The 21,549-nt window shown below is 40.7% G+C and carries 21 protein-coding genes and 1 tRNA gene; 6 read left to right on the top strand and 16 right to left on the bottom strand.

The window, feature by feature from the left end; all coding sequences use genetic code 11:
* Positions 1–33 precede the first annotated feature (33 nt).
* From JKG61_RS01425 to JKG61_RS01400, 6 genes are all read right to left on the bottom strand, one after another.
* Entirely contained in the window at positions 34–1,404 is a 1,371-nt protein-coding gene (locus JKG61_RS01425; protein ID WP_202101207.1) for a TolC family protein, read from the bottom strand.
* 106 nt (positions 1,405–1,510) lie between these two features.
* Positions 1,511–2,608: an efflux RND transporter periplasmic adaptor subunit gene (locus JKG61_RS01420; protein ID WP_202101206.1), complete on the bottom strand. Its 1,098-nt coding sequence runs from the start codon at positions 2,606–2,608 to the stop codon at positions 1,511–1,513.
* 62 nt (positions 2,609–2,670) lie between these two features.
* Positions 2,671–3,939: an ABC transporter permease gene (locus tag JKG61_RS01415; RefSeq protein ID WP_202101205.1), complete on the bottom strand. Its 1,269-nt coding sequence runs from the start codon at positions 3,937–3,939 to the stop codon at positions 2,671–2,673.
* 1 nt (position 3,940) lies between these two features.
* Positions 3,941–5,188: an ABC transporter permease gene (locus tag JKG61_RS01410; RefSeq protein WP_202101204.1), complete on the bottom strand. Its 1,248-nt coding sequence runs from the start codon at positions 5,186–5,188 to the stop codon at positions 3,941–3,943.
* Positions 5,181–5,882, bottom strand: coding sequence for an ABC transporter ATP-binding protein (locus JKG61_RS01405; RefSeq protein ID WP_202101203.1), 702 nt, complete (start codon positions 5,880–5,882; stop codon positions 5,181–5,183). The genes JKG61_RS01410 and JKG61_RS01405 overlap by 8 nt, the downstream gene beginning before the upstream one ends.
* Before the next feature lie 271 nt (positions 5,883–6,153).
* Positions 6,154–6,226: transfer RNA gene (locus tag JKG61_RS01400), tRNA-Thr, on the bottom strand.
* A 264-nt stretch (positions 6,227–6,490) separates the two neighbouring features.
* On the opposite strand from JKG61_RS01400, the gene clpB reads away from it, so the two are divergent.
* Together clpB and JKG61_RS01390 are read left to right on the top strand one after the other, a co-directional pair.
* A complete protein-coding gene (gene clpB / locus JKG61_RS01395; protein ID WP_202101202.1) occupies positions 6,491–9,100 on the top strand; it encodes an ATP-dependent chaperone ClpB in 2,610 nt (869 codons plus the stop codon).
* 109 nt (positions 9,101–9,209) lie between these two features.
* The gene (locus tag JKG61_RS01390; protein WP_202101201.1) at positions 9,210–9,575 is read left to right on the top strand and encodes a DUF4180 domain-containing protein; all 366 of its coding nucleotides are present in this window, start codon (positions 9,210–9,212) and stop codon (positions 9,573–9,575) included.
* 56 nt (positions 9,576–9,631) lie between these two features.
* Here JKG61_RS01390 and trxB read toward each other — a convergent pair whose 3' ends face one another.
* The 4 genes from trxB to pyrE form a co-directional block, all read right to left on the bottom strand.
* Positions 9,632–10,594, bottom strand: a complete 963-nt coding sequence (gene trxB / locus JKG61_RS01385) for a thioredoxin-disulfide reductase (RefSeq protein ID WP_202101200.1) — start codon at positions 10,592–10,594, stop codon at positions 9,632–9,634.
* Positions 10,595–10,612: 18 nt separating this feature from the next.
* Positions 10,613–11,551, bottom strand: a complete 939-nt coding sequence (locus JKG61_RS01380; protein WP_202101199.1) for a 3'-5' exonuclease — start codon at positions 11,549–11,551, stop codon at positions 10,613–10,615.
* A 197-nt stretch (positions 11,552–11,748) separates the two neighbouring features.
* Positions 11,749–12,144 (bottom strand): SRPBCC family protein, encoded by a 396-nt coding sequence (locus JKG61_RS01375; protein ID WP_021070650.1) that lies wholly within the window; start codon positions 12,142–12,144, stop codon positions 11,749–11,751.
* Positions 12,145–12,236: 92 nt separating this feature from the next.
* Positions 12,237–12,884 carry an orotate phosphoribosyltransferase gene (gene pyrE, locus JKG61_RS01370; protein ID WP_021070651.1) on the bottom strand — a complete coding sequence of 216 codons (648 nt, stop codon included), beginning with the start codon at positions 12,882–12,884 and terminating at the stop codon, positions 12,237–12,239.
* On the opposite strand from pyrE, the gene JKG61_RS01365 reads away from it, so the two are divergent.
* A complete protein-coding gene (locus JKG61_RS01365; RefSeq protein WP_202101198.1) occupies positions 12,883–13,515 on the top strand; it encodes an NUDIX hydrolase in 633 nt (210 codons plus the stop codon). The genes pyrE and JKG61_RS01365 overlap by 2 nt on opposite strands.
* A gap of 27 nt (positions 13,516–13,542) precedes the next feature.
* Here JKG61_RS01365 and JKG61_RS01360 read toward each other — a convergent pair whose 3' ends face one another.
* From JKG61_RS01360 to JKG61_RS01350, 3 genes are read right to left on the bottom strand one after another with little or no spacing between them, the layout of a single operon-like run.
* Entirely contained in the window at positions 13,543–14,673 is a 1,131-nt protein-coding gene (locus JKG61_RS01360; protein ID WP_202101197.1) for a DUF3810 domain-containing protein, read from the bottom strand.
* A complete protein-coding gene (locus JKG61_RS01355; RefSeq protein WP_133584407.1) occupies positions 14,657–15,718 on the bottom strand; it encodes a nucleoid-associated protein in 1,062 nt (353 codons plus the stop codon). The genes JKG61_RS01360 and JKG61_RS01355 overlap by 17 nt, the downstream gene beginning before the upstream one ends.
* Positions 15,719–15,748: 30 nt before the next feature.
* On the bottom strand, positions 15,749–16,654 hold the full coding sequence (locus JKG61_RS01350) for a histone deacetylase family protein (RefSeq protein WP_237249336.1): 906 nt from the start codon (positions 16,652–16,654) through the stop codon (positions 15,749–15,751).
* A 478-nt stretch (positions 16,655–17,132) separates the two neighbouring features.
* Between JKG61_RS01350 and JKG61_RS01345 the strand changes: the two genes are divergently transcribed.
* The gene (locus JKG61_RS01345; protein ID WP_202101196.1) at positions 17,133–17,792 is read left to right on the top strand and encodes a YceH family protein; all 660 of its coding nucleotides are present in this window, start codon (positions 17,133–17,135) and stop codon (positions 17,790–17,792) included.
* A gap of 7 nt (positions 17,793–17,799) precedes the next feature.
* Entirely contained in the window at positions 17,800–18,810 is a 1,011-nt protein-coding gene (locus JKG61_RS01340) for a YCF48-related protein (RefSeq protein ID WP_202101195.1), read from the top strand.
* 432 nt (positions 18,811–19,242) lie between these two features.
* Here the strand turns inward: JKG61_RS01340 and JKG61_RS01335 are convergent, their stop codons facing one another.
* Complete coding sequence (locus JKG61_RS01335) at positions 19,243–19,665, bottom strand: SH3 domain-containing protein (RefSeq protein WP_202101194.1); 423 nt, start codon at positions 19,663–19,665, stop codon at positions 19,243–19,245.
* 19 nt (positions 19,666–19,684) lie between these two features.
* Positions 19,685–20,170, bottom strand: coding sequence for a BON domain-containing protein (locus JKG61_RS01330; RefSeq protein ID WP_202101193.1), 486 nt, complete (start codon positions 20,168–20,170; stop codon positions 19,685–19,687).
* 148 nt (positions 20,171–20,318) lie between these two features.
* On the opposite strand from JKG61_RS01330, the gene JKG61_RS01325 reads away from it, so the two are divergent.
* Positions 20,319–20,732: a PH domain-containing protein gene (locus tag JKG61_RS01325; RefSeq protein ID WP_202101192.1), complete on the top strand. Its 414-nt coding sequence runs from the start codon at positions 20,319–20,321 to the stop codon at positions 20,730–20,732.
* On the opposite strand, the gene JKG61_RS01320 is transcribed toward JKG61_RS01325, so the two are convergent.
* Positions 20,698–21,519 carry an XRE family transcriptional regulator gene (locus tag JKG61_RS01320; RefSeq protein ID WP_202101191.1) on the bottom strand — a complete coding sequence of 274 codons (822 nt, stop codon included), beginning with the start codon at positions 21,517–21,519 and terminating at the stop codon, positions 20,698–20,700. The two genes, JKG61_RS01325 and JKG61_RS01320, sit on opposite strands and share 35 nt — an antisense overlap.
* Between the last annotated feature and the right edge of the window lie 30 nt (positions 21,520–21,549).

Genomic DNA, 21,549 nt, shown 5'->3' with positions numbered 1-21,549 from the left:
CTATATCATATACCAATAGAGAGCATAGCGGAATTAATCAGTTCCTTGTCCATCAAACACTTCTCTCTTAATAATCGGAATACCGAAATAAAACTCCAGTATCTTTGTGCGAAACAGATAATCGTATTTTGTTCTTAGCAAATCGGATTGAATGTTTACCAAGAGGGTTTGCGACTGATTATAATCAAAGCCTGTCGCCATGCCATTTTCATAGCGTTCTTTCGTATAACGGAACGCTTCTTCCCGTGCTTTCAACATTTCCTTAGTTGCCATATAAGTTTCCAAGGCCCCTTTCGCATCTGAGTACGCCGTATAGATATTCCGCTCTAAATCAAGTTCAGTCTGTTCTAAAGTCAATTTACTTTTATCTAAATTCACTTTAGACCTTGAAATATTGTTACGGGTCGAAAAGCCATTAAAAATCGGAATACTCAACTGAAATCCAAAATTATGTCCTTTATAGAGGTTAAACTGTTCGAAGAATGGTGGAGGATTCTTAAGACCTCCTTGTCCGTCCGGAATCTTAGCGTACGAAACACGCGAACTGAATCCATAAAAACCACTAAGCGTAGGTAAATAAGCCCCTTTGGCTATTTCGATTTCCTTTTCCGCAATTTTCACATTGTTTTCAGCAATTTTCAGCTCGGTACGCTCATTCTTAGCTTTGCCGAAAATAGATTCTGGCCCCTCCAATAGAATAGTATTCACTTGAAATTCGTACGCCACATCCGCAATATCAAAATCTTTAAAGTCTTTCATCTGTAGCAGTTGCGCTAAGCTCATTTTAGATATAATCAATGCATACTGAGCCTCAATAATCCGCTGTTTGTCTGTAGCAATAGTAGCCTTTATATCAAACAAATCCCCTCTAGGGATCATCCCCGCATCAACCAGAACCTCCGAACGTACCAATTGTAGACTATCCGTCTCAAACTGTTGTTTCTGAACTTTTACGGCCTCTTTATTAAACAGAATCTGTAAATAAGCATTAACCACGTTCAACGCGACATCCTCCTCCATTTTCAGATGCTGATATTGAGAAGATATCAACGCCAGCTTGGCTTTTCTGAAACGGTTTTGATTCTGCATACCTTTAAAAAGATCGACACCCAAAGATGCGCCCATCGAAGTAAACTGTGTCGTTTGATTTTCCAAGATACCTGTAGTAATATTGGTATTCAGTCCCCTATTCCAAGAATGTGAAGCATTGGCATTCACATTGGGCAAAAAACTTCCGAAAGCATCTTTTTTATCGATCTCAGCAAGCTTATTATCCAGTTCGGTCTGCCCAATAGAAACATTGTTATCGATAGCGTAAGCTACACACTCCTCCAACGTCCATTTCTTTTGAGAGAAAGCATCATTTGCCAAAAGAAGGCAAATAACAGCAATTATTTTTGACACAATATTCATATTTCTTTCTTCAGTATGCGCTAGTTATAACTCTTATTTGTTAGCTCCATCGAGCCCCCACTTCTACAAGAAGACAATACGCCATTAATCGAATGAATTACTTCTTGACTTGATTCCAAATCTTAATTTTACTATCCTTCGTAATTCCACTCTTTATTTCCACGTAAATACCATCACTTACCCCCAGCTCCACATCCTTACGTTCAAACTTTTGAGGAGCCACCTCCACTTCAACAAAAGATTTCTTCGTTTTTTCATCATACTGAACTACCCCCTCTTTCAGCGCCAATACATTCTCCGCATTTTCCAAAACAATAGAAGCATTCGCACTTAATCCTGAGCGAATAAATGTCGTATCCTTATTGATGAGATTCCCTTTTATCGGAAACTGCATGGCCCCATTTTCATTCACCCCTTTAGGAGCGATATAATCTAAAACAGCTTGGAATTTTTTGTTTTCAATTGCTCCAACGGTGATTTCCAAAGGAAGCCCTAACCGGATTTTACCCACCTCTGATTCATCCAGTTTCCCTTCAAAAATCATGTTGCTGACATCCGCCAAACTTGCAATCGTGGTTCCTTCGTTAAAATTATTCGCCTCAATGACCTGATTTCCTTTTTTTACCGGCACATCCAGCACCATTCCCGACACCGTCGAACGAATCCGCGTCTGTGCCATATTCGCCAATCCAGTTGTTGTTCCCGTTCTGATAATTTCAGCATTCTGTACCGTAGAACTATAAGTCTGCTGCGCCTGTCTATAGGTAGTTTGTGCAGCATCAAAATCATTTGCTGAAATTACACCTTTATCAAAAAGCATCTTTTGTCGCTCAAATATTCGCTTTTGATTCTCTAAATCTATTTTAGCGGATTCGATTTGGTTGTTCGCCTGATTTAAGCTGGAGACATTCGGCACCACTTTAATCTCTGCAATCAGATCACCTGACTTAATATAATCCCCAGCCTCAACATAGACCACATCGATAATACCTGAGATATTCGGTTTAATCAATACCTCCTCCTTCGGATTAATATTTCCGGTAGCAACCGTACTTTTGGAAATAGAGCGAATTTCAGCTTGTACTGTCTCGTAGACTACCGTTGGTTGTTTGTTCTTCTGATACAGCCACACCAAAGCACCTACAAAAGCAATTGCTAAAAAAACTAAAATTGAAATCGTACAGCCTTTTTTCATCTTATATTTTTAGTTTAAAGTTCAATGTATAAATCTTAATCTATATCGCACACCCGCCACCTTTATTCCACGCGCAATGCATCAATAGGCTTCACTTTCACCGCTGTAATTGCTGGGATTAATCCCGCCAACAGCCCTGCAAAAACCAATATGATCAAAGCAACAGCCACTACTCCCAAATTCACACTTGGATTTACAATGGGAATTTCATTCGCATTAGGAGCTTGCTCAAGTCCCCAATTGATGAGACTCAAAACCAATGAAGCAAAAATAATCCCAGCCATCCCTGAGATAAGTGATAATACAACGGATTCCGAGAGTATCTGCTTTATTATTGTCCATGGCGTTGCCCCCAAAGCTCTACGGATTCCTATTTCCTGCGTGCGTTCCTTAACAATAATCAGCATAATGTTTACAATCCCAATAATTCCAGAAACTAAAATAAAAATACCCACGAAATAAGAAACGGCAGTCAAGATAGAAAACAAACCATTTATTTTCTTAAATTCCTGATACAAATCGAAATACCCTATTGCACGCTCGTCATCAGGATTAATACTATGTCTTTGCTTTAGCAGATCAAAAATCCCCTGTTTCAGATCCGTAATTGGCCTATCTTCCTTTGCAGTTATTGCCATCCATCCTACGATATCACCATAATTAAACGCCTGCTGAAAAGTAGTAAACGGCACAAAAATCTGTTTCTGAGCCTCTTCTGCATTTCCACCCAAATTAGAAATACTCTTATAAACACCTACAACCATAAAATTCACACCCTGCACCTTTATATAAGAGCCTAACACCTCTTCTTCGGACAAGTATAGCTCTCGGATCACCCCCTCACCAATAACAGCCACTTTTCGGTTACTATGAATATCCCCATAGTTAACAAAACGTCCCTTTACAATATCCATCGGTTGCTGCAAAATAAACTCTGGGTAATCACCGTAAACATCATATGCTCCGGTTTTAGTTCCTCTCACTACGTTATTATTGCCACCAAATCCGCCCAACTGATTTCTTGGGGACACATACAGCAATCCATCAATACGTTCTTTGATTGCTTCTACATCACCATTTTTATAGTTAAAACTTCGCCCCTGAGGGAGCCCCTGATAAGGTTTGGATGTTGAATTGGCCCACATAAACATAGTATTCGTGGACAAGCCCCCCATCTGTCTTTTGATGCCATTCTGTAAGCCTTGACTCGCAGACAATAGTATTATTAAAATAAATATCCCCCAGAACACACCAAAAGCCGTGATCAACGTTCTGAACGGATTAGCAGAAAGCGCTGCGATTATTTCACTCCAGTTATCTCTGTTAAACATATCAGTCTCCCCTTAGTGCAATAATCGGTCTGATTTTAGCCGCTCTATAAGCAGGTACGAAACCGGCAAAAGCACCAGCCACAACCAAAATAACCAAAGTCGTAATAGCAACATTAAAATCAACTTCAGGACGTGTAAAGAAATCAGTTTCTATTGAAGGTCCCACAAACTCCCAGACGAGCAAACCAGCAACAAGCCCTGAAAAACCAGCCACGACAGTAATAAAAACCGCTTCCTGCAATATCATCGATATAATAGAAAAGGGAGATGCGCCCAACGCTTTCCTGATCCCAATCTCTTTTGTTCTTTCCTTTACGATAATAAGCATAATATTTCCAACCCCGACCACTCCAGCGATAATCGTACATATTCCTACAAACCAAAAGAAAGCTTTTACGCCACCGGTTATAATATAAATATTCTTTGCTTGATCCAGCGAATTATTGATATGCAAAGCCCCTTGATCATCAGGTGCTATGGTATGACGCGCTCTAAGAAAGGTTTCTAGTTTTTGCGTAAATTCATGTGATTCCGCAACCGCATTGTCAAAATCCACATTCTTCTTCAACGTAAAAACAAGACTACGAATCTTATCTCCCGCACTATATGCACGTTGAGCCGTCGAAATAGGAATGTACACTCGACTCTCCTCCCTTTCACCTCCAGGATCCGTAAAAACCCCAATGACCTTATAAATCGTACCCGAAATATTCAACTCCTGCCCCAATATCTCTTCCTCTCCTTTAAATAAGTCATTAGCTACCTTCTGACCAATAACAACATGTTTTTCATAATTCGTGATATCAGCTTGATTCAGAAATCTGCCTTTCACAACAGAAGCATTTTCGATAAACTGATAGTCGGGATGTACACCTTCTACCTTATAGGTACCCGTTTCATTTTTGAAAACCATATTACCACTCCAGACGGAATAAACGGCAGATTTATACTCTATATAATCTGACAACAGCCTTATTGTGGTATTATAATCCGAATTGTGAAGTTGAATTTCGCGACCAATTCCCAATCCGTTATATTCTTTTTGTGTAATACCGGGCCAAACCGAAATCCTATTGACAGCATCTTGTTCAAACTGCTTTTGGATACCGTTCTGAATACCGTTGCCTGCGCCAAGGAGAATCACCAAGATAAAAATCCCAGAAGCCACAGAAACTCCAGTCAAAACTGTTCGAAGTTTGTTCTTAAACAAACCCTCAAATATCTCCTGCCATCTCTCTATACTAAACATAAGACGATGCTCTCACTTGGTTAACAGACTTATCCGATTCAATCTGACCGTCTTTCAGAAACACAATCCGTTTAGTCATCTCCGCGATATCAGACTCATGCGTTACAATAAGAACAGTTTTCCCTTCATCATTGATCTGCTGTATCAGCTCCATCACCTCGTACGATGTCTTCGTATCCAACGCTCCGGTCGGCTCGTCAGCCAATAGTACCTTCGGATCTGCTGCCAAAGCTCTAGCAATAGCCACACGTTGCTTTTGTCCACCACTCATCTCGCTGGGTAAGTGCTTCGCCCAATTGGCCAGTCCGACTTTATCAAGGTAATACATAGATCTTTCCATACGTTCCTTTCTCCCCATACCTTGATAGTATAAAGGCAACGCTACATTATCAAGTGCACTTTTATAATTGATAAGATTGAACGATTGAAAAACAAATCCCAAAAATTTATTTCGATAACGAGAAGCAATAGTCTCGTTAAGATTTTTTATAGGAACATTATCCAATGTATACGTGCCGCTGTCCGCCTCATCCAGAATACCGATAATATTCAGAAGAGTCGACTTACCGGACCCCGAACTTCCCATAATAGAAACAAACTCGCCCTCTTTAACCGTAAAATCAATACCTTTAAGAACATGTAAGGAGTTTTTTCCCATTTGATACGACTTGTGAAGATCTCTAATTTCTATCATGCACCATTCTTTTAAAATTACTTAAAGTAGTTGTTTGGGTTTCAAGGACTCCACACGAGGATATACATTGGAACATTTCTTTAATAATTGGAAATGAAAATACTTATTTTCGTTCCCTTTTGCAAAAAATCATATCTAATTTAGAATAATATACTGCGGCACGTCACTTTATTAACTCCAGGTTAACGAAAAAAGGAATTGAAACAACCTGTAGAAGAATAACCTATAATAAAAAAACTCAGACCACTTTCGTAGCTGAGTTTTTTTTGAGAGCCTCCTATCGGAATCGAACCAATGACCTACTGATTACAAGTCAGTTGCTCTACCAGCTGAGCTAAGGAGGCGTTAATCCAGTTTGGATTCAATGCTGCAAATATGAGAAGTTTAATTCTATTTTGCAATACCTAAAGAGCATCGTCTTCTCTTGAAGACATAATACTTTGAATCTCAAGACAAAAAGATAAATTTTATCGATAATCGGAAAAATTGACAGCCGAAAATAAATAAACAAGACAAAAATTCAGGTTTTCGGATTAAAAAACCCTAAGGCATCTAATTTGTTTAGTAACTACATATACATTAAAAAATCTTATTTCAACATAGCAACAATGAACTTCAACAACTACACAATCAAAGCACAAGAAGCTATACAAAAAGCTTCTGAGATTGCGGTGGGCAATCAGCAACAAGCTATAGAACCCGCACATCTATTAAAGGCCTTGCTTACCGTAGATGAAAACGTGGTAAGCCATCTTCTGAAAAAACTAAACGTAAATATAGGATATATAACGTCCGAAGTAGACAAGCTCATTGAATCTTTACCCAAAGTAAGTGGGACCAATGTCTACCTTAGCAACCCGACCTCCGCTGTATTACAGAAAGCCCAGAGCTACCTAAAAGAATTCAATGATGAGTATATATCCATTGAACATCTTTTACTCGCCCTGCTGTCGGCTAATGACAAAACCTCGTCTTTGCTAAAGGACCAAGGAGTCAATGAAAAAGACTTGAAACTTGCCATTAAAGAATTACGAGGTAATAATAGAGTGACCGATCAGAATGCAGAAGCCACCTACAATGCACTTGGAAAATACGCACGCAACTTAAACGAGTTTGCGGAATCCGGGAAATTAGACCCTGTTATCGGCCGGGACGAAGAAATCAGAAGAGTAATGCAGATACTTTCCCGTAGAACGAAGAATAATCCAATTCTAGTGGGCGAACCAGGGGTTGGTAAGACCGCTATTGCTGAAGGAATCGCACATCGTATCATCAAAGGCGATGCACCTGAGAACTTAAAAAACAAAACCGTATTCTCTTTAGATATGGGGGCATTGATCGCAGGCGCAAAATACAAAGGTGAATTTGAAGAACGTTTAAAAGCTGTGGTCAAAGAAGTCTCCGATAGCGATGGTGAAATCATTCTATTCATCGATGAGATCCACACCCTAGTTGGTGCAGGTGGAGGTGAAGGCGCTATGGATGCCGCAAACATCTTAAAGCCAGCACTAGCACGCGGCGAACTCCGTGCGATAGGAGCAACCACACTCAATGAATACCAAAAGTATTTCGAAAAAGACAAAGCGTTAGAACGACGTTTCCAAAAAGTAATGGTTGAGGAACCTGACACTCAGGATGCGATTTCTATCTTAAGGGGACTTAAAGAAAGGTATGAAACACACCACAAAGTACGGATACTCGATGAATCCATCATCGCTGCTGTAGAATTGTCACAGCGCTATATAACAGACCGCTTTCTACCGGACAAGGCGATTGATTTAATCGACGAGGCTGCTTCCAAATTACGTTTGGAGATGGACTCCGTCCCAGAAGCAGTTGATGAACTGGAACGTCGTATCATGCAGCTCGAAATCGAACGGGAAGCTATAAAACGGGAAAATGATGATAAGAAAGTAGCTGAACTATCAGAGACAATCGCTAATCTATCCAGCGAACGCGATTCATTAAAAGCAGCTTGGCAATCCGAAAAAACACTGGTAGATCGTGTCAACCAAGAGGTACAAAACATTGAGGACTACAAATTGGAGGCTGATCAGGCTGAACGGGCAGGTGATTACGGAAAGGTAGCTGAACTACGTTACGGAAAAATTAAAGAGGCACAGGACAATGTCGAAAAGCTGAAAGCCGAACTCAACGAAAAACAACAGAGCAGCCGTATGCTGAAAGAAGAAGTGACTTCGGAAGACATCGCAGACGTCGTCTCCAGATGGACGGGCATACCAGTCAACAAAATGGTGCAGTCAGAGCGTCAAAAACTACTGAATCTAGAAGAGGAGCTCCACAAACGGGTAGCTGGGCAAGAAGAAGCGATCGAAGCTATTTCTGATGCCATACGTCGTTCTAGAGCAGGCTTAAGCGATGCGAAGAAGCCCATAGGCTCATTCATATTCTTAGGTACTACAGGTGTCGGTAAGACAGAGCTCGCAAAAGCGCTGGCAGAATTTCTTTTTGACGACGAACATGCACTGGTTAGAATTGACATGTCCGAATATCAAGAGCGCCATGCCGTATCCCGATTGATCGGAGCGCCTCCAGGATACGTTGGTTATGATGAAGGCGGACAGCTTACAGAGGCGGTAAGACGTCGTCCGTACTCGGTGGTTCTCCTTGATGAAATAGAGAAAGCCCATCCGGATGTATTCAACATCCTGCTACAGGTATTAGACGATGGCCATCTTACCGATAACAAGGGGCGTGTCGTCAATTTCAAGAACACCATTATCATCATGACCTCCAATACGGGTTCACATTTGATACAGGAGAATTTCGCATCATTGAACGACACCAATCGAGACGAAGTCGTCGCAAAAACAAAGGATGATGTATTCGAGTTACTTCAAAAAACAATACGTCCAGAGTTTTTGAACCGCATTGATGAGATTATCATGTTCACTCCGCTCAGCAGAAACGAAATCGGAAGTATCGTGCGTATGCAGTTTGAGCGAGTCCAGCGACAGCTAGCAGAACAGAACATCTTCCTTTCTGCATCAGAAGAAGCATTGGATTGGTTAGCACAATTGGGCTACGATCCTATTTATGGAGCTCGCCCACTAAAACGTGTTATTCAAAAACGAATACTCAACGAACTCTCTAAAGAAATCTTGGCAGGCAATGTGACAAGTGACTCCGTCATCCAACTGGATGTATTTGATGGTAAATTCGTATTCATTAACAAGAATCCTGAAAACCCATCGTAACAGAGACAACAAGAATATAGAAAACAGGGTCTTTTATAAATAAAAAGGCCCTGTTTTTATTATATCTCATCATTTATTATATTTATGATCAAACAACGACAACAACACGATGGAAATCAAATATATTCCTAGTCAACAAGGGCAAATTGCAGAAATAATTGGAGAAAATGTCTTTATCCAGAACCAGGAAGATGCATTAAACCTAATGATGAACTGCCTCTATAGCGATGCGGACAAATTGATTTTATACCAAGAAAACATTACACCAGACTTCTTCAATCTCAAAACTAAACTCGCCGGAGATATTCTGCAAAAATTCTCCACCTATAGAGCACGTCTAGCTATAGTAGGAGATTTTACCATTTACGAAAGCACGAGCTTACAGGACTTTATACGAGAAAGCAACCGTACAAGACACATTAACTTTGTAGGCTCTAGAGAAGAAGCACTCGAACTCTTTGGTGGACTACATTAGAATTAAAAAGGGGATTTTCGAAAAGAAAATCCCCTTTTTAATTCTATTCAAAAACGTTATTCACCGTCTTCTTTAGCAGCCAAATAACGCTCAGCTTCTAGAGCTGCCATACATCCCGTACCCGCAGCAGTAATCGCTTGACGGTATACATTATCCTGTACATCGCCACAAGCAAATACACCTGGAATATTGGTTGCTGTCACATTAGGCTTCGTTATCAAATATCCCGTCTCATCCATATCCAACACACCTGTAAACAGATCTGTATTAGGTTTATGTCCGATAGCAACAAAGAAACCCATCACTTCCAAATCCTTCGTCTCTTTCGTTTGGTTGTTGACCACACGTACACCTGTTACGACCTGTCCATCGCCCAATACCTCCTCTGCTTCACTGTTATAGTGCACCTCGATATTCTTCGTATTCATCACGCGGTGTACCATAGCTTTCGATGCACGGAATTCATCCCGACGCACCAACATATGTACCTTATTACATAATTTAGCCAAATAAGTGGCTTCCTCAGCTGCTGTATCTCCAGCCCCTACAATAGCCACATCTTGCCCTTTATAGAAGAAACCGTCACATACCGCACATGCCGAAACACCGAATCCGTTATATTTTTCTTCAGAAGGCAGTCCTAAATATTTAGCTGTTGCACCCGTAGCAATAATCACAGTTTCCGCTGTAACCGTTTTAATGTTGTCGATTTCTACTTTATGTATTCCACCGTCTTTAGAAAACTCAACTTTAGTCGCATAACCAAAACGCACATCCGTACCAAAACGTTCTGCTTGCGCACGTAAATCCTCCATCATTACCGGACCTGTAATACCGTTAGGGTATCCAGGAAAGTTATCAACCTCAGTAGTCTGTGTCAACTGTCCTCCAGGTACTATACCCGTATAGACCACAGGTTTCAAATCGGCACGAGCCGCATAAATGGCAGCAGTATATCCAGCCGGACCTGAGCCAATGATTAGACACTTTACGTGCTCAATCTCTTGTTGTGTATTCATCTATTTTTATATTCTATATTACTTCCCAAATTTATTCTGCAGCCCCTTCAACATATCATTTGTGATAGGCTTGCCAGGTTCATCCACCTTTTTCTTAAACTCACGCTTACCAGGTTCACCGCCCACAGCATCCTTCACCTTCACATCCTTCTTTTGACTTCTATGTGTATTCCAGATGTTTTCCAAAACCTTTTTTGTATAACGCGGAAAATCCCCGTTTTGCATCCAAGCATAGTAACTCGGCTCCACATCGAACACATCTGTGATATTTTTACCCTTATGCTTGCCAAAGTTGATGGTCACTTCCCCTTCTTCATTATATACAAGACGTCCAGCAAAATCTACTGGCTTAGAAAGATTCGTAAACGTATGCAATGCCTCCACATCATTGACCACAGGATACGACACCTCGCCATGTTTATCCTCGAAAGCGACACCATTATATTTATCCAACTGAGCTTTCAAAACCTCATATGTAGCACGTACATCCGCTTCAGCCTGGTGTGCATTGTCTAAGTTCTTATCGCAATAAAAGCGGTAGGCAGCTTTTAACGTACGCTGTTCCATCTGATGGAAAATATTCTGCACATCAATAAAAGCACGCCCCTCTAAAGAAAAATCTACACCTGAAGCCAAGAACTCTTCCATAAGCATAGGAACATCGAACTTATTGGAATTATATCCTGCTAGATCAGCATCTCCTATAAAATCTGCAATCTCCTGGGCAAGTTCTTTAAAATATGGCAGATCCTTAACATCCTCATCATAAATACCATGAAACAAAGAGGAAGCCGGCGGAATTGGAATACCGGGATTAACCTTCTTAGTATACACATCTTCCTCTCCTCCTGGCAATATTTTCACGATAGCAATCTCAACAATTTTGTCCGCAGCAATATTAACACCTGTTGTCTCTAAGTCAAAAAAGGCTAACGGTCTTCTCAAATTTAATTCCATGGGCTAAAGATAATTCTAAATCTGTACATACAAAAATACTGAATCCAAATCGTTACAATATCACTCTCCTGTCAACAAAAATGATCCAAAACCAAAAATTTTACGACAATTCCTACCAAATCCTCCTAGATTTTAAAAAATAAAAAAAGGGTAGAAAAAATTCCACCCTCTTTTTTATTTCATTTTAGATAAACTCATTATCCCAACGTCTCTTTCAATCGTTGAACCTGATGATCAACCAATTTCTGCAAAGGTCCTGAAGCCATCATTTTCATCATCATATTGAGCTGCGCTTCGATGACAAATGTAGCTCTTGTTTCTGCTCCCTGCTCTTCCAATCTCCAAGCCAACTTGATCTCAAAAGGAGCTTCTTCTGAAGGCACACAAATGATTTCCTTATTCTCCGTACGCAAACTTATCCTCAACGCCAGTTTTGCCATATTTTTAATAGTAAAACGAGCCTCATCAGCTGTCGATGTCCAATTATAGATATTCTCGGGCATCAGTTGTTCATGATTGTTCAAGTCAGCCAAGAAAGAATAAACATCAGCCACCGCTCTGTTTATAACGACATTGTTTTGAATAATAGTCATCTTTGAAAGTTTTATGTTTTAAGGTGAGATAAAAGATGAAAACACTTTTTAATACGAATCATACTTCTTGTCACCTTCTTATAATACTACATTTAAACTTCTGGAGTCCAATTTGCAGGATCGACACGCCATTTCTCCAGAATGGCTATATCAGCTTCCAGTACATAGCTTTTATCCACGGCCACATGAATAAGCGCATTATAGTCACACAAACTGAATAATGGACATTTTGCTTCCGCAAAATTTGTAGTTGCAACGTCCAAGCCATAGGTAAAGATAGAAACTAATCCGACAACATTACATCCTGCATCACGCAAAGCTTTTACCGCCTGCAATGAGCTTTTTCCAGTAGAGACAAGATCTTCGATAACAACCACACGCTGTCCCGAAACGACCTCTCCTTCGATCAAATTCTGACGGCCATGCTCTTTGGCACTACTACGTACGTACGAAAAAGGCAAACCTAGATCTTGCGCCACCAATACCCCTTGAGGAATACCTGCAGTTGCCACACCAGATATCATATCGACCGATCCAAACTCCTCTTGGATTAACTGAGAAAGCTTTTGACGTATGTACGTACGGATAGCTGGATGTGATAATGCGACACGATTATCACAGTAAATTGGAGACTTCCACCCAGATGCCCAAGTAAAAGGACTTTTAGGTTGTAATTTTATTGCTTTAATTTGCAATAAGGATTCAGCAATTTTTTGTTCAACCTCATTAAAATTATTCATGGCGCAAATTTATAAAATTTATATGAACCAAAGCCTGCTAATTTTAGCAGATTTTGCCCCCTCTATCAAAGGAAACGTACAAACTATTGGTTTACAAGATATTGATATGGAAAAACTTTTCAACAGTATCACGAAAAACAACGACATAACCTACCTGTATGTACACCCAAACATTAACCAGGTGTTAAAAAACATACTTGCCACCACAAAAATAATTCATGCAGCAGGTGGATTGGTAAAAAATGGAGAGGGCGACTACCTCTTCATCTACCGTCTGGATAAATGGGATTTACCGAAAGGAAAAGTCGAAGAGTCTGAAAAAATGAAAGATGCAGCTCTTCGCGAAGTGGAAGAAGAGTGCGGCATCAAAGTAAATTACCTCGGACCCAAGATTGCCACAACCTACCATACTTACTATATGAAAGGCAAATTTGTCCTAAAGCAAACCAAGTGGTATGAAATGGGAGTAAACAAAGTCCCTAAATTAATTCCCCAAACCGAAGAAGATATCACACAGGCAATCTGGCTTGATCCGAGAGAATTAGATAAAGTAGAAGACAACACCTACCCGCTAATTACTGAAATTATAGAAAAAATAAAGAAGAAGAAAAAGAAAAAAACTGTAGACTAAATTAGGTCTACAGCTCCTCCCCTAGCCCTAATTGACTACCGGAGGAGCATACAGTCTATCCAGATCTCCTGCTGGCAATGCATGACGTTTCTGCTTTTCCCAAGCAACAACAAGCTTAGCCATCATATCATAGCGCGCCAACCCCTCAGGTTGATTATTATGCTGTAGATATTGGTTATAGAACATGCCTGAAAGCTGCTCTAACCAACCACGTTTGGATTGCCAAAAGGCATACTCCTCTTTAAAGTCTGCACGCACCTTCTCAGACAGCAGATCACGAACACGCTCCAGTTGCTCCTTATCTCCATACAAAGGCCTCAAAAGACTCTGTATTGCGGCATAATAAGCGGCATACCGATACCAATCATTCTCATGATCCACCAGCACCCGGAACGCAATAAAATTACATTCATCTTCAAATCCAACTCCCATTTGATGAGCCAGCTCATGCACATACACAAAAGGATAGGAGGAATTAGGAATCTCTTGATTGATATGAGCCTCCATACTAAAAGGATTAAAATATCCCGATACCGTAAAGTAAGAAACCAACGCACTGGACAAAGGTTGCTTAGCATGCACTTGGGTTTTACAAAGCAAAGAGCCGAAAACCGTATCCTTTCGGATATATTCTTCCAGATCACCTGCTACCCCCAGCCTAAGCTGATCCTTCAAATCCAGCTGATCCCTAAGCCTATTTGCCATCACAATATATTTCCCCAAAACCTCCCTGTAATCGTCCGCATGCGTCTCATCAACATGCAAGCCTAGCGATTTGCTGATAGGCAATCTATAATAATTAAGCCCCCAATTCACATAAAAAAAAGTATACAGCACACACAGAAAAGTCAAAAGACGCAATACATATCGCCCTCCTTTCTGCCAGTTCTTTTTTACCAAGGATCGCATCATCCCTATAAACAATCCTGCAATAACGAGGACAAATAGGAAATAAAGTAAATCGCCCACACTAAACGGAACCCAAGAAAAGAGAATAACAGACAAATAAGAAAACAGCGGATAGAATCCTCGCGAATAATACCGTTCTATCCATTCCGGTTCGTCTTTCAACAAGAGCAGACCAAATTGGAAAAGCACAGTACCTCCCAAAAGCACATAATACTTAATATTACGACGATTATTACCCCTCGCTCTCATTTTCGTAATACAACTTATAGTAGTTCATCCCTTTCTCCTCATCATATCCATGTTCCAAATATTCCCGTTTCCCATGTACATAAACATGGAAATTCTTATCCAGCTTAATAACCGACTTATAGGAAGACTGCATTTTCTTTACAGCTGGCGTCGCAATCTCAAAGTTAGCCTGAAAAGGCAAATCAAACTCATCTTCAAAATTCTGTTTATACTCATTAAACAATCCCGCTGCCTGAGGATTACCGATAACCTCCTCTTCAAACTCAGCACTATCAAATGTCTCCTTCGTCTTAAAATAATTCATAGACCGATTTAACAAATCTATTTTGTCTGCAGTTTCCAGTTCAAAGACTTCATCCAACTTCTCATTGACAAAGTTTTTATACACCTTCATCAGATTTCCTGTCTGTTGATAATTGTCATTCCGGGATTTAAGCTGCAGAAAATTATCCTTCCAATATACCGCTTCCGACTGATTCGTCTGATCGACGACAAGCACCTTAAATCCTTCCTCAGCTTCCGTATTGACAATAACGACCCCTTTATCCAGTTTATTGATATTGATAGCCTCTTGCTCATAGTTCAACTGAAAGCCCCCTTGTTCCGGATATACTTTCAGATAAGCTTCTTTATTCTCTGACTTAAAAATACCCACAGCATTCCAGTCCTCTCCTTCCATCTGCACATTCTTTAGCGATACCACATACACCTCCCCTGGCTTAATCTTAGGATGTTCGGACACCTCGTACAGATGCTTAGTGACCTGTTGCGAAAACTCATGAAAATCAATCTCCCGATCGAAAAACTTCTTACTGAAGTGATAGACTTCGTTAAGTTGCAATTCCTCATTTGGATGAAAAAAACGATACACCTCATTGGCCTTAACAAAAGGCTTCATAAAGTACTGCATCAATAAATCCGGCAATACCTCATCCCCCACTAAATCCACAGGAGCTTCGGATAAGATATAGAACTCATCATTGGCTTTATTACCGACATGGTGTATGGATAAATTTTCAAAAGAGGCATCTTGATAAAAAAACATAGTATAAAATTAAAAGTCAGAAGTTAAAAATTAGAAATCAAAAATAGCAATTGCCGCACGATAAGTCTCGACATGTGCATGGACAATATCACGAATCTGCGTCGAATACCCACCACCCATACTGACCTGTACCGGAACCTTTCGTACATTACAGCTTTCCAACACCATCCTATCCCGCTCTCGGCATCCGTCGGCAGACACCTTCAATTTCCCAAGCTTGTCCGATCCTAAGATGTCGACTCCTGCTTGATAAAAAACAAAATCAGGATTGACCGTTTCAAAAAGGAAGGCAAGATTTTCTTTCAACAACTTCAAATACAGTTCGTCTTGGATTCCATCCTCCAGAGCAACATCCCTATCGGAGCGCTCCTTGATAAAAGGAAAATTCTTGTCCCCATGCATCGAAAAAGTATACACCTCAGGGATACCACTAAAGATATGTGCCGTACCATTACCTTGATGCACATCCAGATCAATGATTAAAATACGTGTTGCCAATCCCTGCTCCAACAGGTAAGCCGCCGCTATAGCCTGATCGTTCATCAGACAGAACCCCTCCCCAAAATCGCGACCTGCGTGATGCGTACCACCGGCCACATTAAAGGAGATACCATAGTCCAAAGCAAATAAAGCAGACTTCAGAGTACCGTCCACCAAATAACGTTCTCGATCGACCAATTCCTGTGTCAACGGAAAACCTATACGCCGCACCATCTTTGCATCCAACGTCAAATCAAACAACCGACGCAAATACCCCACATCATGAGCTAGCACAGCCGTTTCAAAATCAACCATTTCAGGCTCAAAAAAATTAACAGCAGAGACCAGCCCCTCGTAGCAGAGCTGCTCAGGAATCAGTTCATACTTCAACATCGGGAAGCGATGCCCTTCACGTACAGGGTGAACATATTGGGTATGATAGGCGATTTTCAGCAATTCGTTATATTTTCAACCTACGAAAATACAAAGAAGTAAATAATTCGGGGAATTATATATTCTTACAATCCGAACATAGCAATCAAAAACTTCCTTCATTACTAGAGGAAAGTTTTTTTAAACAAACACAGAGGAGGTATGATAACAGTAAACGTCACCTCGACCTTGTGGAGAGGTCTATTAACTGTATAGGGTTAATTATATAACTTCTAGACATCTCCACTTCGGTCGATATGACGATATAGTTTACAAACCGAGCTTGCGAGCTCACCGTAGGTAATCTGTCATTGGGAGAGCTTGTACGGATTCTCGGTAAAGAACGACGACCGCCGAAGGCAGATGCGCAGCAAACTAATTTATCCAAAAGCACAGCCGCCCAATCCTAATAATACCGAAATAACAACAAACACAGCCCCTGCACTTTGCCAAACACGAATATTTCTTATCTTAGAAAACAATTATACGTTACAGACAACAAATGGAAGAAATAAAAACTTTACCGCAATTAAGCCAAGAAGAAATCCGCGTCTTAGGATGCTTGTTGGAAAAATCAAAAACCACACCCGAATACTACCCCATGACCATCAATGGGCTGCAAACAGCTTGTAACCAGAAGACGTCGCGCAAGCCCGTGGTAAATTATGATGAAAGCACCATCATCAGCACCTTAGATGGTTTAAAGCGCCGCGGGTTAGTATCTACTGTTGTAGGCGGGGGGTCACGCGTCACCAAATACAAGCACAATATTGCCATTCAATACCCTTTGGTACCTGCCGAGCTAGCTGCTCTATGCTTATTATTCTTAAGAGGACCCCTTACAGCTGGAGAAATCAACTCCAACTCCGGACGTCTTTACGAATTCGAAACATTAGATGAAGTACAGGAATTATTAAATAAACTCGCAGAAGACGAAACACCCTATGTCAGGTTATTAGCCAAACGCCCTGGACAGAAAGAAGCCCGATACATCCATCTTTTTGGCGAATTCGACGAAGAAGACTACGAAGCAAATGCAACAACAGTCTCCACAGGATCAAGCGCTCAGGTACAAGCTTTAGAAGAACGGGTAACAACATTAGAAACAGAACTAGCAACCTTACGCGAAGAATTCAATAAGCTTATGGCAGAATTAAGCTAAAACAAGAATGAAAAGAACAATTTCCCTGATTGCCGGAGTATTTGGCATGCTAACCATAAGCTTTGCCCAAACCTTTGTACCTCTAGTAGAAAACAAACCGTCTAGCTTTAGAGGGTTGGCAACTTATGGAAAAGAGACCGTATGGATATCCGGAAGCAAAGGAACTGTAGGCTACTCTACCGATAAAGGTAAAAATTGGCAATGGGTAAACCCCATGGGGTATGAAAACATTGATTTCAGAGATATTGCGGTCATCAATAAAAAGGAAGTCCTAATCATGGGAATCGGCTCTCCTGCCATTGTACTAAAAACCAAAGATGCCGGAAAAACATGGACCAAAGTCTATGAAGATAACCGACCTGATATTTTCTTGGACGACCTGACCTTAGATGGAAAAATAGGCTATATTTTAGGCGACCCTATCGAGGGAGCCTTCCAGCTTTTAAAAACCACCGACAAGGGAGACTCCTGGAAAGATGTGAGCAACGAGTTCATACTCTTTGCCGATTCAGGCGAAGCCGCATTTGCAGCTTCCGGTTCCTCTATGAAACAATGGAAAGAAAGACTATATATCGGAACAGGAGGAAGATACGCCAGCTTTTTTGACCTGAATCCCAAAGCCCTCCGCGTTGACAAATACGATTGCCCTATTGTAGCAGGCAAAGCCTCTGCAGGGATATTTGCGATTGATTTCATTAATCCCAACACCGGAATCGCAGTAGGCGGCGACTACCTATCCGATCAGGACAATAGTAACAGCATACTTTTGACAAACGATGCCGGTAAAAACTGGTTCAGACCGGACACGCCGGTACAAGGCTACCGTTCGGATGTATGCTATATCACCGAAAAAATCGTACTGGCTACAGGGACATCTGGCACAGACATTTCCTACGATGGAGGGATGAACTGGAAGAACATATCCCAAGATAGCTTTAACACCATTAGCAAAAGTTCCGACAGTAAAACAATTTACCTAACGGGTTCCAATGGCAATATTTTCAAGCTCATCTTATAACACTTTTAGCATAAAATTTACCAGCTATTACATTTTAAAACAACAGCTGGTAAATTATTCCTTATATTCGACAAGTAGCCTCCTACAAGGTAACAACAAGAGTTACCCAAAGGCAGCTGAATCCGTGTTGAGTCCATGTTGAGTCCGTGTTCACTCCATATGTACCTTGGTGCCAAGTCACTAGGACTGTACAAGCAATTCGCACACAGTTACTGTCTTAGTACATTCTTAATACTATCTAAAGACTATCTACATACAAGTATCTTACCTTCCAGCCGTTTACTCAAGAGACAAGTAAGCTCATTTATACCCTAAAGAGTTAAAACGAATCAATATCACATACACTTTCCGACAAAAATAGCGAAGCCCTATACTATTATCTAGTGCAGGGCTTTTGCAAAATTAAAAACAGTGAATCTTTAAACTTATAAACTATCCGATAGGTTCTAAATATTGTGCATAACAGTATCCCTCTCCCCCATCTTTTGTACGTACCAACCACCATTGGCTATTCGCCCTGCTGATCAAGGTAATAATCTCGTCCTTAGCAGCCTTTCCAACAATAGGTTGGTCCGTTCCTGGTCCTTTACGCACATTAAGGTTTGAGTTTTCCGTAATAACACGAGCCTGTGTACCTGCCACCGCAGTAGACACATCTACATTCATAACCACATCACCAGATAAAAAATTAGGATCTATCTGATTATAGATATCCCATAGTTTATTCTTGACATCGGCATTCGGAGCTGTGCCCCTTATTTGTAAAACACCGTCCTGCTCTGCCATCTGCAGATCACTGATACCGGATGCATTAGCGGTATCAATCAAAACTTTATATTTATTTAATAAAGACATATTTCTTTTTTTTAAATCACTATTTAACAACTAACGCCGACATATCCACTTTCTTCGGATTCAAGGCATCCAACGACTGCTTCAAAACCATAACCCGCGCCTGCTCCAATGTACCTGTCACCGTAATCACACCCTCTGCTACTGTAGCTTTCACCGTTGGAAAATCTTTTGTTGCATCCACAATTTTAGCAGTCAGGTCTGCGTCATTGGTATTGATTTCTATAGGAGCCTGTACGGTGATATTATTGATAACAGATTTCACACCTTTAGTGTCCGCAGCTTTGGCCGAACTCTCCAAAGCCATTCGCTCATCTTCTGAACCTACTGTACCTGTCAAGGTAACTACACCATCCTTAACGTCCACCATCACAGCTGGACTTGCATTAACTGCCGTTTCTACCTTTGCTTTTAAATCCGCATCCGATATCTTGGATTTACAAGAGATTGTCCCTAAGGCAACTACCCCAGCCACCAGGAACATGGATAATACTTTTCTTAAACTCATAATTCTATTGTTTTAAAATTTCAATAAAAAAACAGTTAAGCACTGCATTTGTTTTGGGGAGAGGTTTATTTTTTTTCGACAGGATTAAGAACACCAAACATATTGTATCTTAGCAAAACAGTTGCCTTTGCAGCCAAAACAACAAAAAATGGTATTTAAATCAAAAATCAGCAGAGGACTGCTAATCTTACTTCTAGTTGCCATTTTACTTGCACCTGCTATTATGTTATACCATCGCACGCATGTATGGGAAGCTATAGTTCTTTTACTACTAACTTCCATAACATGTCTTCCTGCCCTGCTCAACACGCACTATACCATCGAAGAGAAGGTATTAAAAATCAGGAGCGGGTTACTTTACAAAAAAGACATCTCTATAGACAACATCCGAAAAATCGTAGAGACCAACAATATGGTCAGTTCACCTGCTGCATCCCTTGATCGGTTAGAAATTTTCTACAACAGCTTGGATTCTGTCCTAATATCGCCAAAGGACAAAGCCGGCTTTATCAGCACCATTCAAGAGATCAATCCAAAGATCGAGGTTGTGTACAAGGCCTAACATGCCTTTCCAGATCTTTTATTGCGGCCATGACCATCGATAGATCCGATTGTCCATCTGGAAAAACACGCGTACTATAAGCATGAAATCTCCATATCTCCAACACCTCCTCCACAGCTACTGTATAGGGACGATATGCAGGATTAAGCGACGACAGCAAAAACTGCCCCTCAGGAAGCCAGCTCACCAACTTGAATACAAAATCCTGTTGCCCCTTTAATAGCACAATACAAGGTGTACCGGCAGGAAGAGCTGTCCAATCTTCCACATAACTTCCCGTAACATCACTTCCATCTGGAATCGGCAACATCGAATCACCTACAATAGGAAAAATACGGTAAGTCCCCCCTTGTAGATGAGGCAATGAATATTTAGGCAAACTGGCTATAAACTCAGGATCTGCATAACTGGCCGCATAGCCTGCCTTAGCCTTGATCGGTACATATTCCACATGCTCGTTATTACTCTTATCTACACTGATGGCCAATACCCGAAGATTCCCCCCTTTTATAAAAACATCATTGCCCGACTCCAACTCTCTCAGTTTTAATTCGCCCAATAGCGGAAGGTTAACCTTGAGCAGGGTATCTATACTTACAGCAAAAAAATTAGAGAAATTCAGATAATCCTCCGGCTGAGGCGCCTTGGTATTCCCCGCTTCAATAGAAGCTAACTTGGCTCTTGTCAATCCCAATTTTTCTGCCGCTGCTTCCTGACTCAATCCCTGACGTGTCCGAAGGAATTTAATATTGGAAGCAAAAAATATTTTTTGATTTACCGACTTCATTTGTTATTATAGATAACACTACATTGTTAT

This window comes from Sphingobacterium faecale (genome assembly GCF_016746095.1).
GTDB lineage: Bacteria > Bacteroidota > Bacteroidia > Sphingobacteriales > Sphingobacteriaceae > Sphingobacterium > Sphingobacterium faecale.
This window is presented reverse-complemented; position numbering and strand designations above follow the sequence as displayed.

What these genes read in the sequence shown, in the direction of transcription:
- JKG61_RS01420 (WP_202101206.1), bottom strand. Translation starts at nt 2,608, where the DNA reads ATGAAAAAAGGCTGTACGATTTCAATTTTAGTTTTTTTAGCAATTGCT.
- JKG61_RS01415 (WP_202101205.1), bottom strand. Translation starts at nt 3,939, where the DNA reads ATGTTTAACAGAGATAACTGGAGTGAAATAATCGCAGCGCTTTCTGCT.
- JKG61_RS01410 (WP_202101204.1), bottom strand. Translation starts at nt 5,188, where the DNA reads ATGTTTAGTATAGAGAGATGGCAGGAGATATTTGAGGGTTTGTTTAAG.
- JKG61_RS01405 (WP_202101203.1), bottom strand. Translation starts at nt 5,882, where the DNA reads ATGATAGAAATTAGAGATCTTCACAAGTCGTATCAAATGGGAAAAAAC.
- clpB (WP_202101202.1), top strand. Translation starts at nt 6,491, where the DNA reads ATGAACTTCAACAACTACACAATCAAAGCACAAGAAGCTATACAAAAA.
- JKG61_RS01390 (WP_202101201.1), top strand. Translation starts at nt 9,210, where the DNA reads ATGGAAATCAAATATATTCCTAGTCAACAAGGGCAAATTGCAGAAATA.
- trxB (WP_202101200.1), bottom strand. Translation starts at nt 10,594, where the DNA reads ATGAATACACAACAAGAGATTGAGCACGTAAAGTGTCTAATCATTGGC.
- JKG61_RS01380 (WP_202101199.1), bottom strand. Translation starts at nt 11,551, where the DNA reads ATGGAATTAAATTTGAGAAGACCGTTAGCCTTTTTTGACTTAGAGACA.
- JKG61_RS01375 (WP_021070650.1), bottom strand. Translation starts at nt 12,144, where the DNA reads ATGACTATTATTCAAAACAATGTCGTTATAAACAGAGCGGTGGCTGAT.
- JKG61_RS01365 (WP_202101198.1), top strand. Translation starts at nt 12,883, where the DNA reads ATGGCGCAAATTTATAAAATTTATATGAACCAAAGCCTGCTAATTTTA.
- pyrE (WP_021070651.1), bottom strand. Translation starts at nt 12,884, where the DNA reads ATGAATAATTTTAATGAGGTTGAACAAAAAATTGCTGAATCCTTATTG.
- JKG61_RS01360 (WP_202101197.1), bottom strand. Translation starts at nt 14,673, where the DNA reads ATGAGAGCGAGGGGTAATAATCGTCGTAATATTAAGTATTATGTGCTT.
- JKG61_RS01355 (WP_133584407.1), bottom strand. Translation starts at nt 15,718, where the DNA reads ATGTTTTTTTATCAAGATGCCTCTTTTGAAAATTTATCCATACACCAT.
- JKG61_RS01345 (WP_202101196.1), top strand. Translation starts at nt 17,133, where the DNA reads ATGGAAGAAATAAAAACTTTACCGCAATTAAGCCAAGAAGAAATCCGC.
- JKG61_RS01340 (WP_202101195.1), top strand. Translation starts at nt 17,800, where the DNA reads ATGAAAAGAACAATTTCCCTGATTGCCGGAGTATTTGGCATGCTAACC.
- JKG61_RS01335 (WP_202101194.1), bottom strand. Translation starts at nt 19,665, where the DNA reads ATGTCTTTATTAAATAAATATAAAGTTTTGATTGATACCGCTAATGCA.
- JKG61_RS01330 (WP_202101193.1), bottom strand. Translation starts at nt 20,170, where the DNA reads ATGAGTTTAAGAAAAGTATTATCCATGTTCCTGGTGGCTGGGGTAGTT.
- JKG61_RS01325 (WP_202101192.1), top strand. Translation starts at nt 20,319, where the DNA reads ATGGTATTTAAATCAAAAATCAGCAGAGGACTGCTAATCTTACTTCTA.
- JKG61_RS01320 (WP_202101191.1), bottom strand. Translation starts at nt 21,519, where the DNA reads ATGAAGTCGGTAAATCAAAAAATATTTTTTGCTTCCAATATTAAATTC.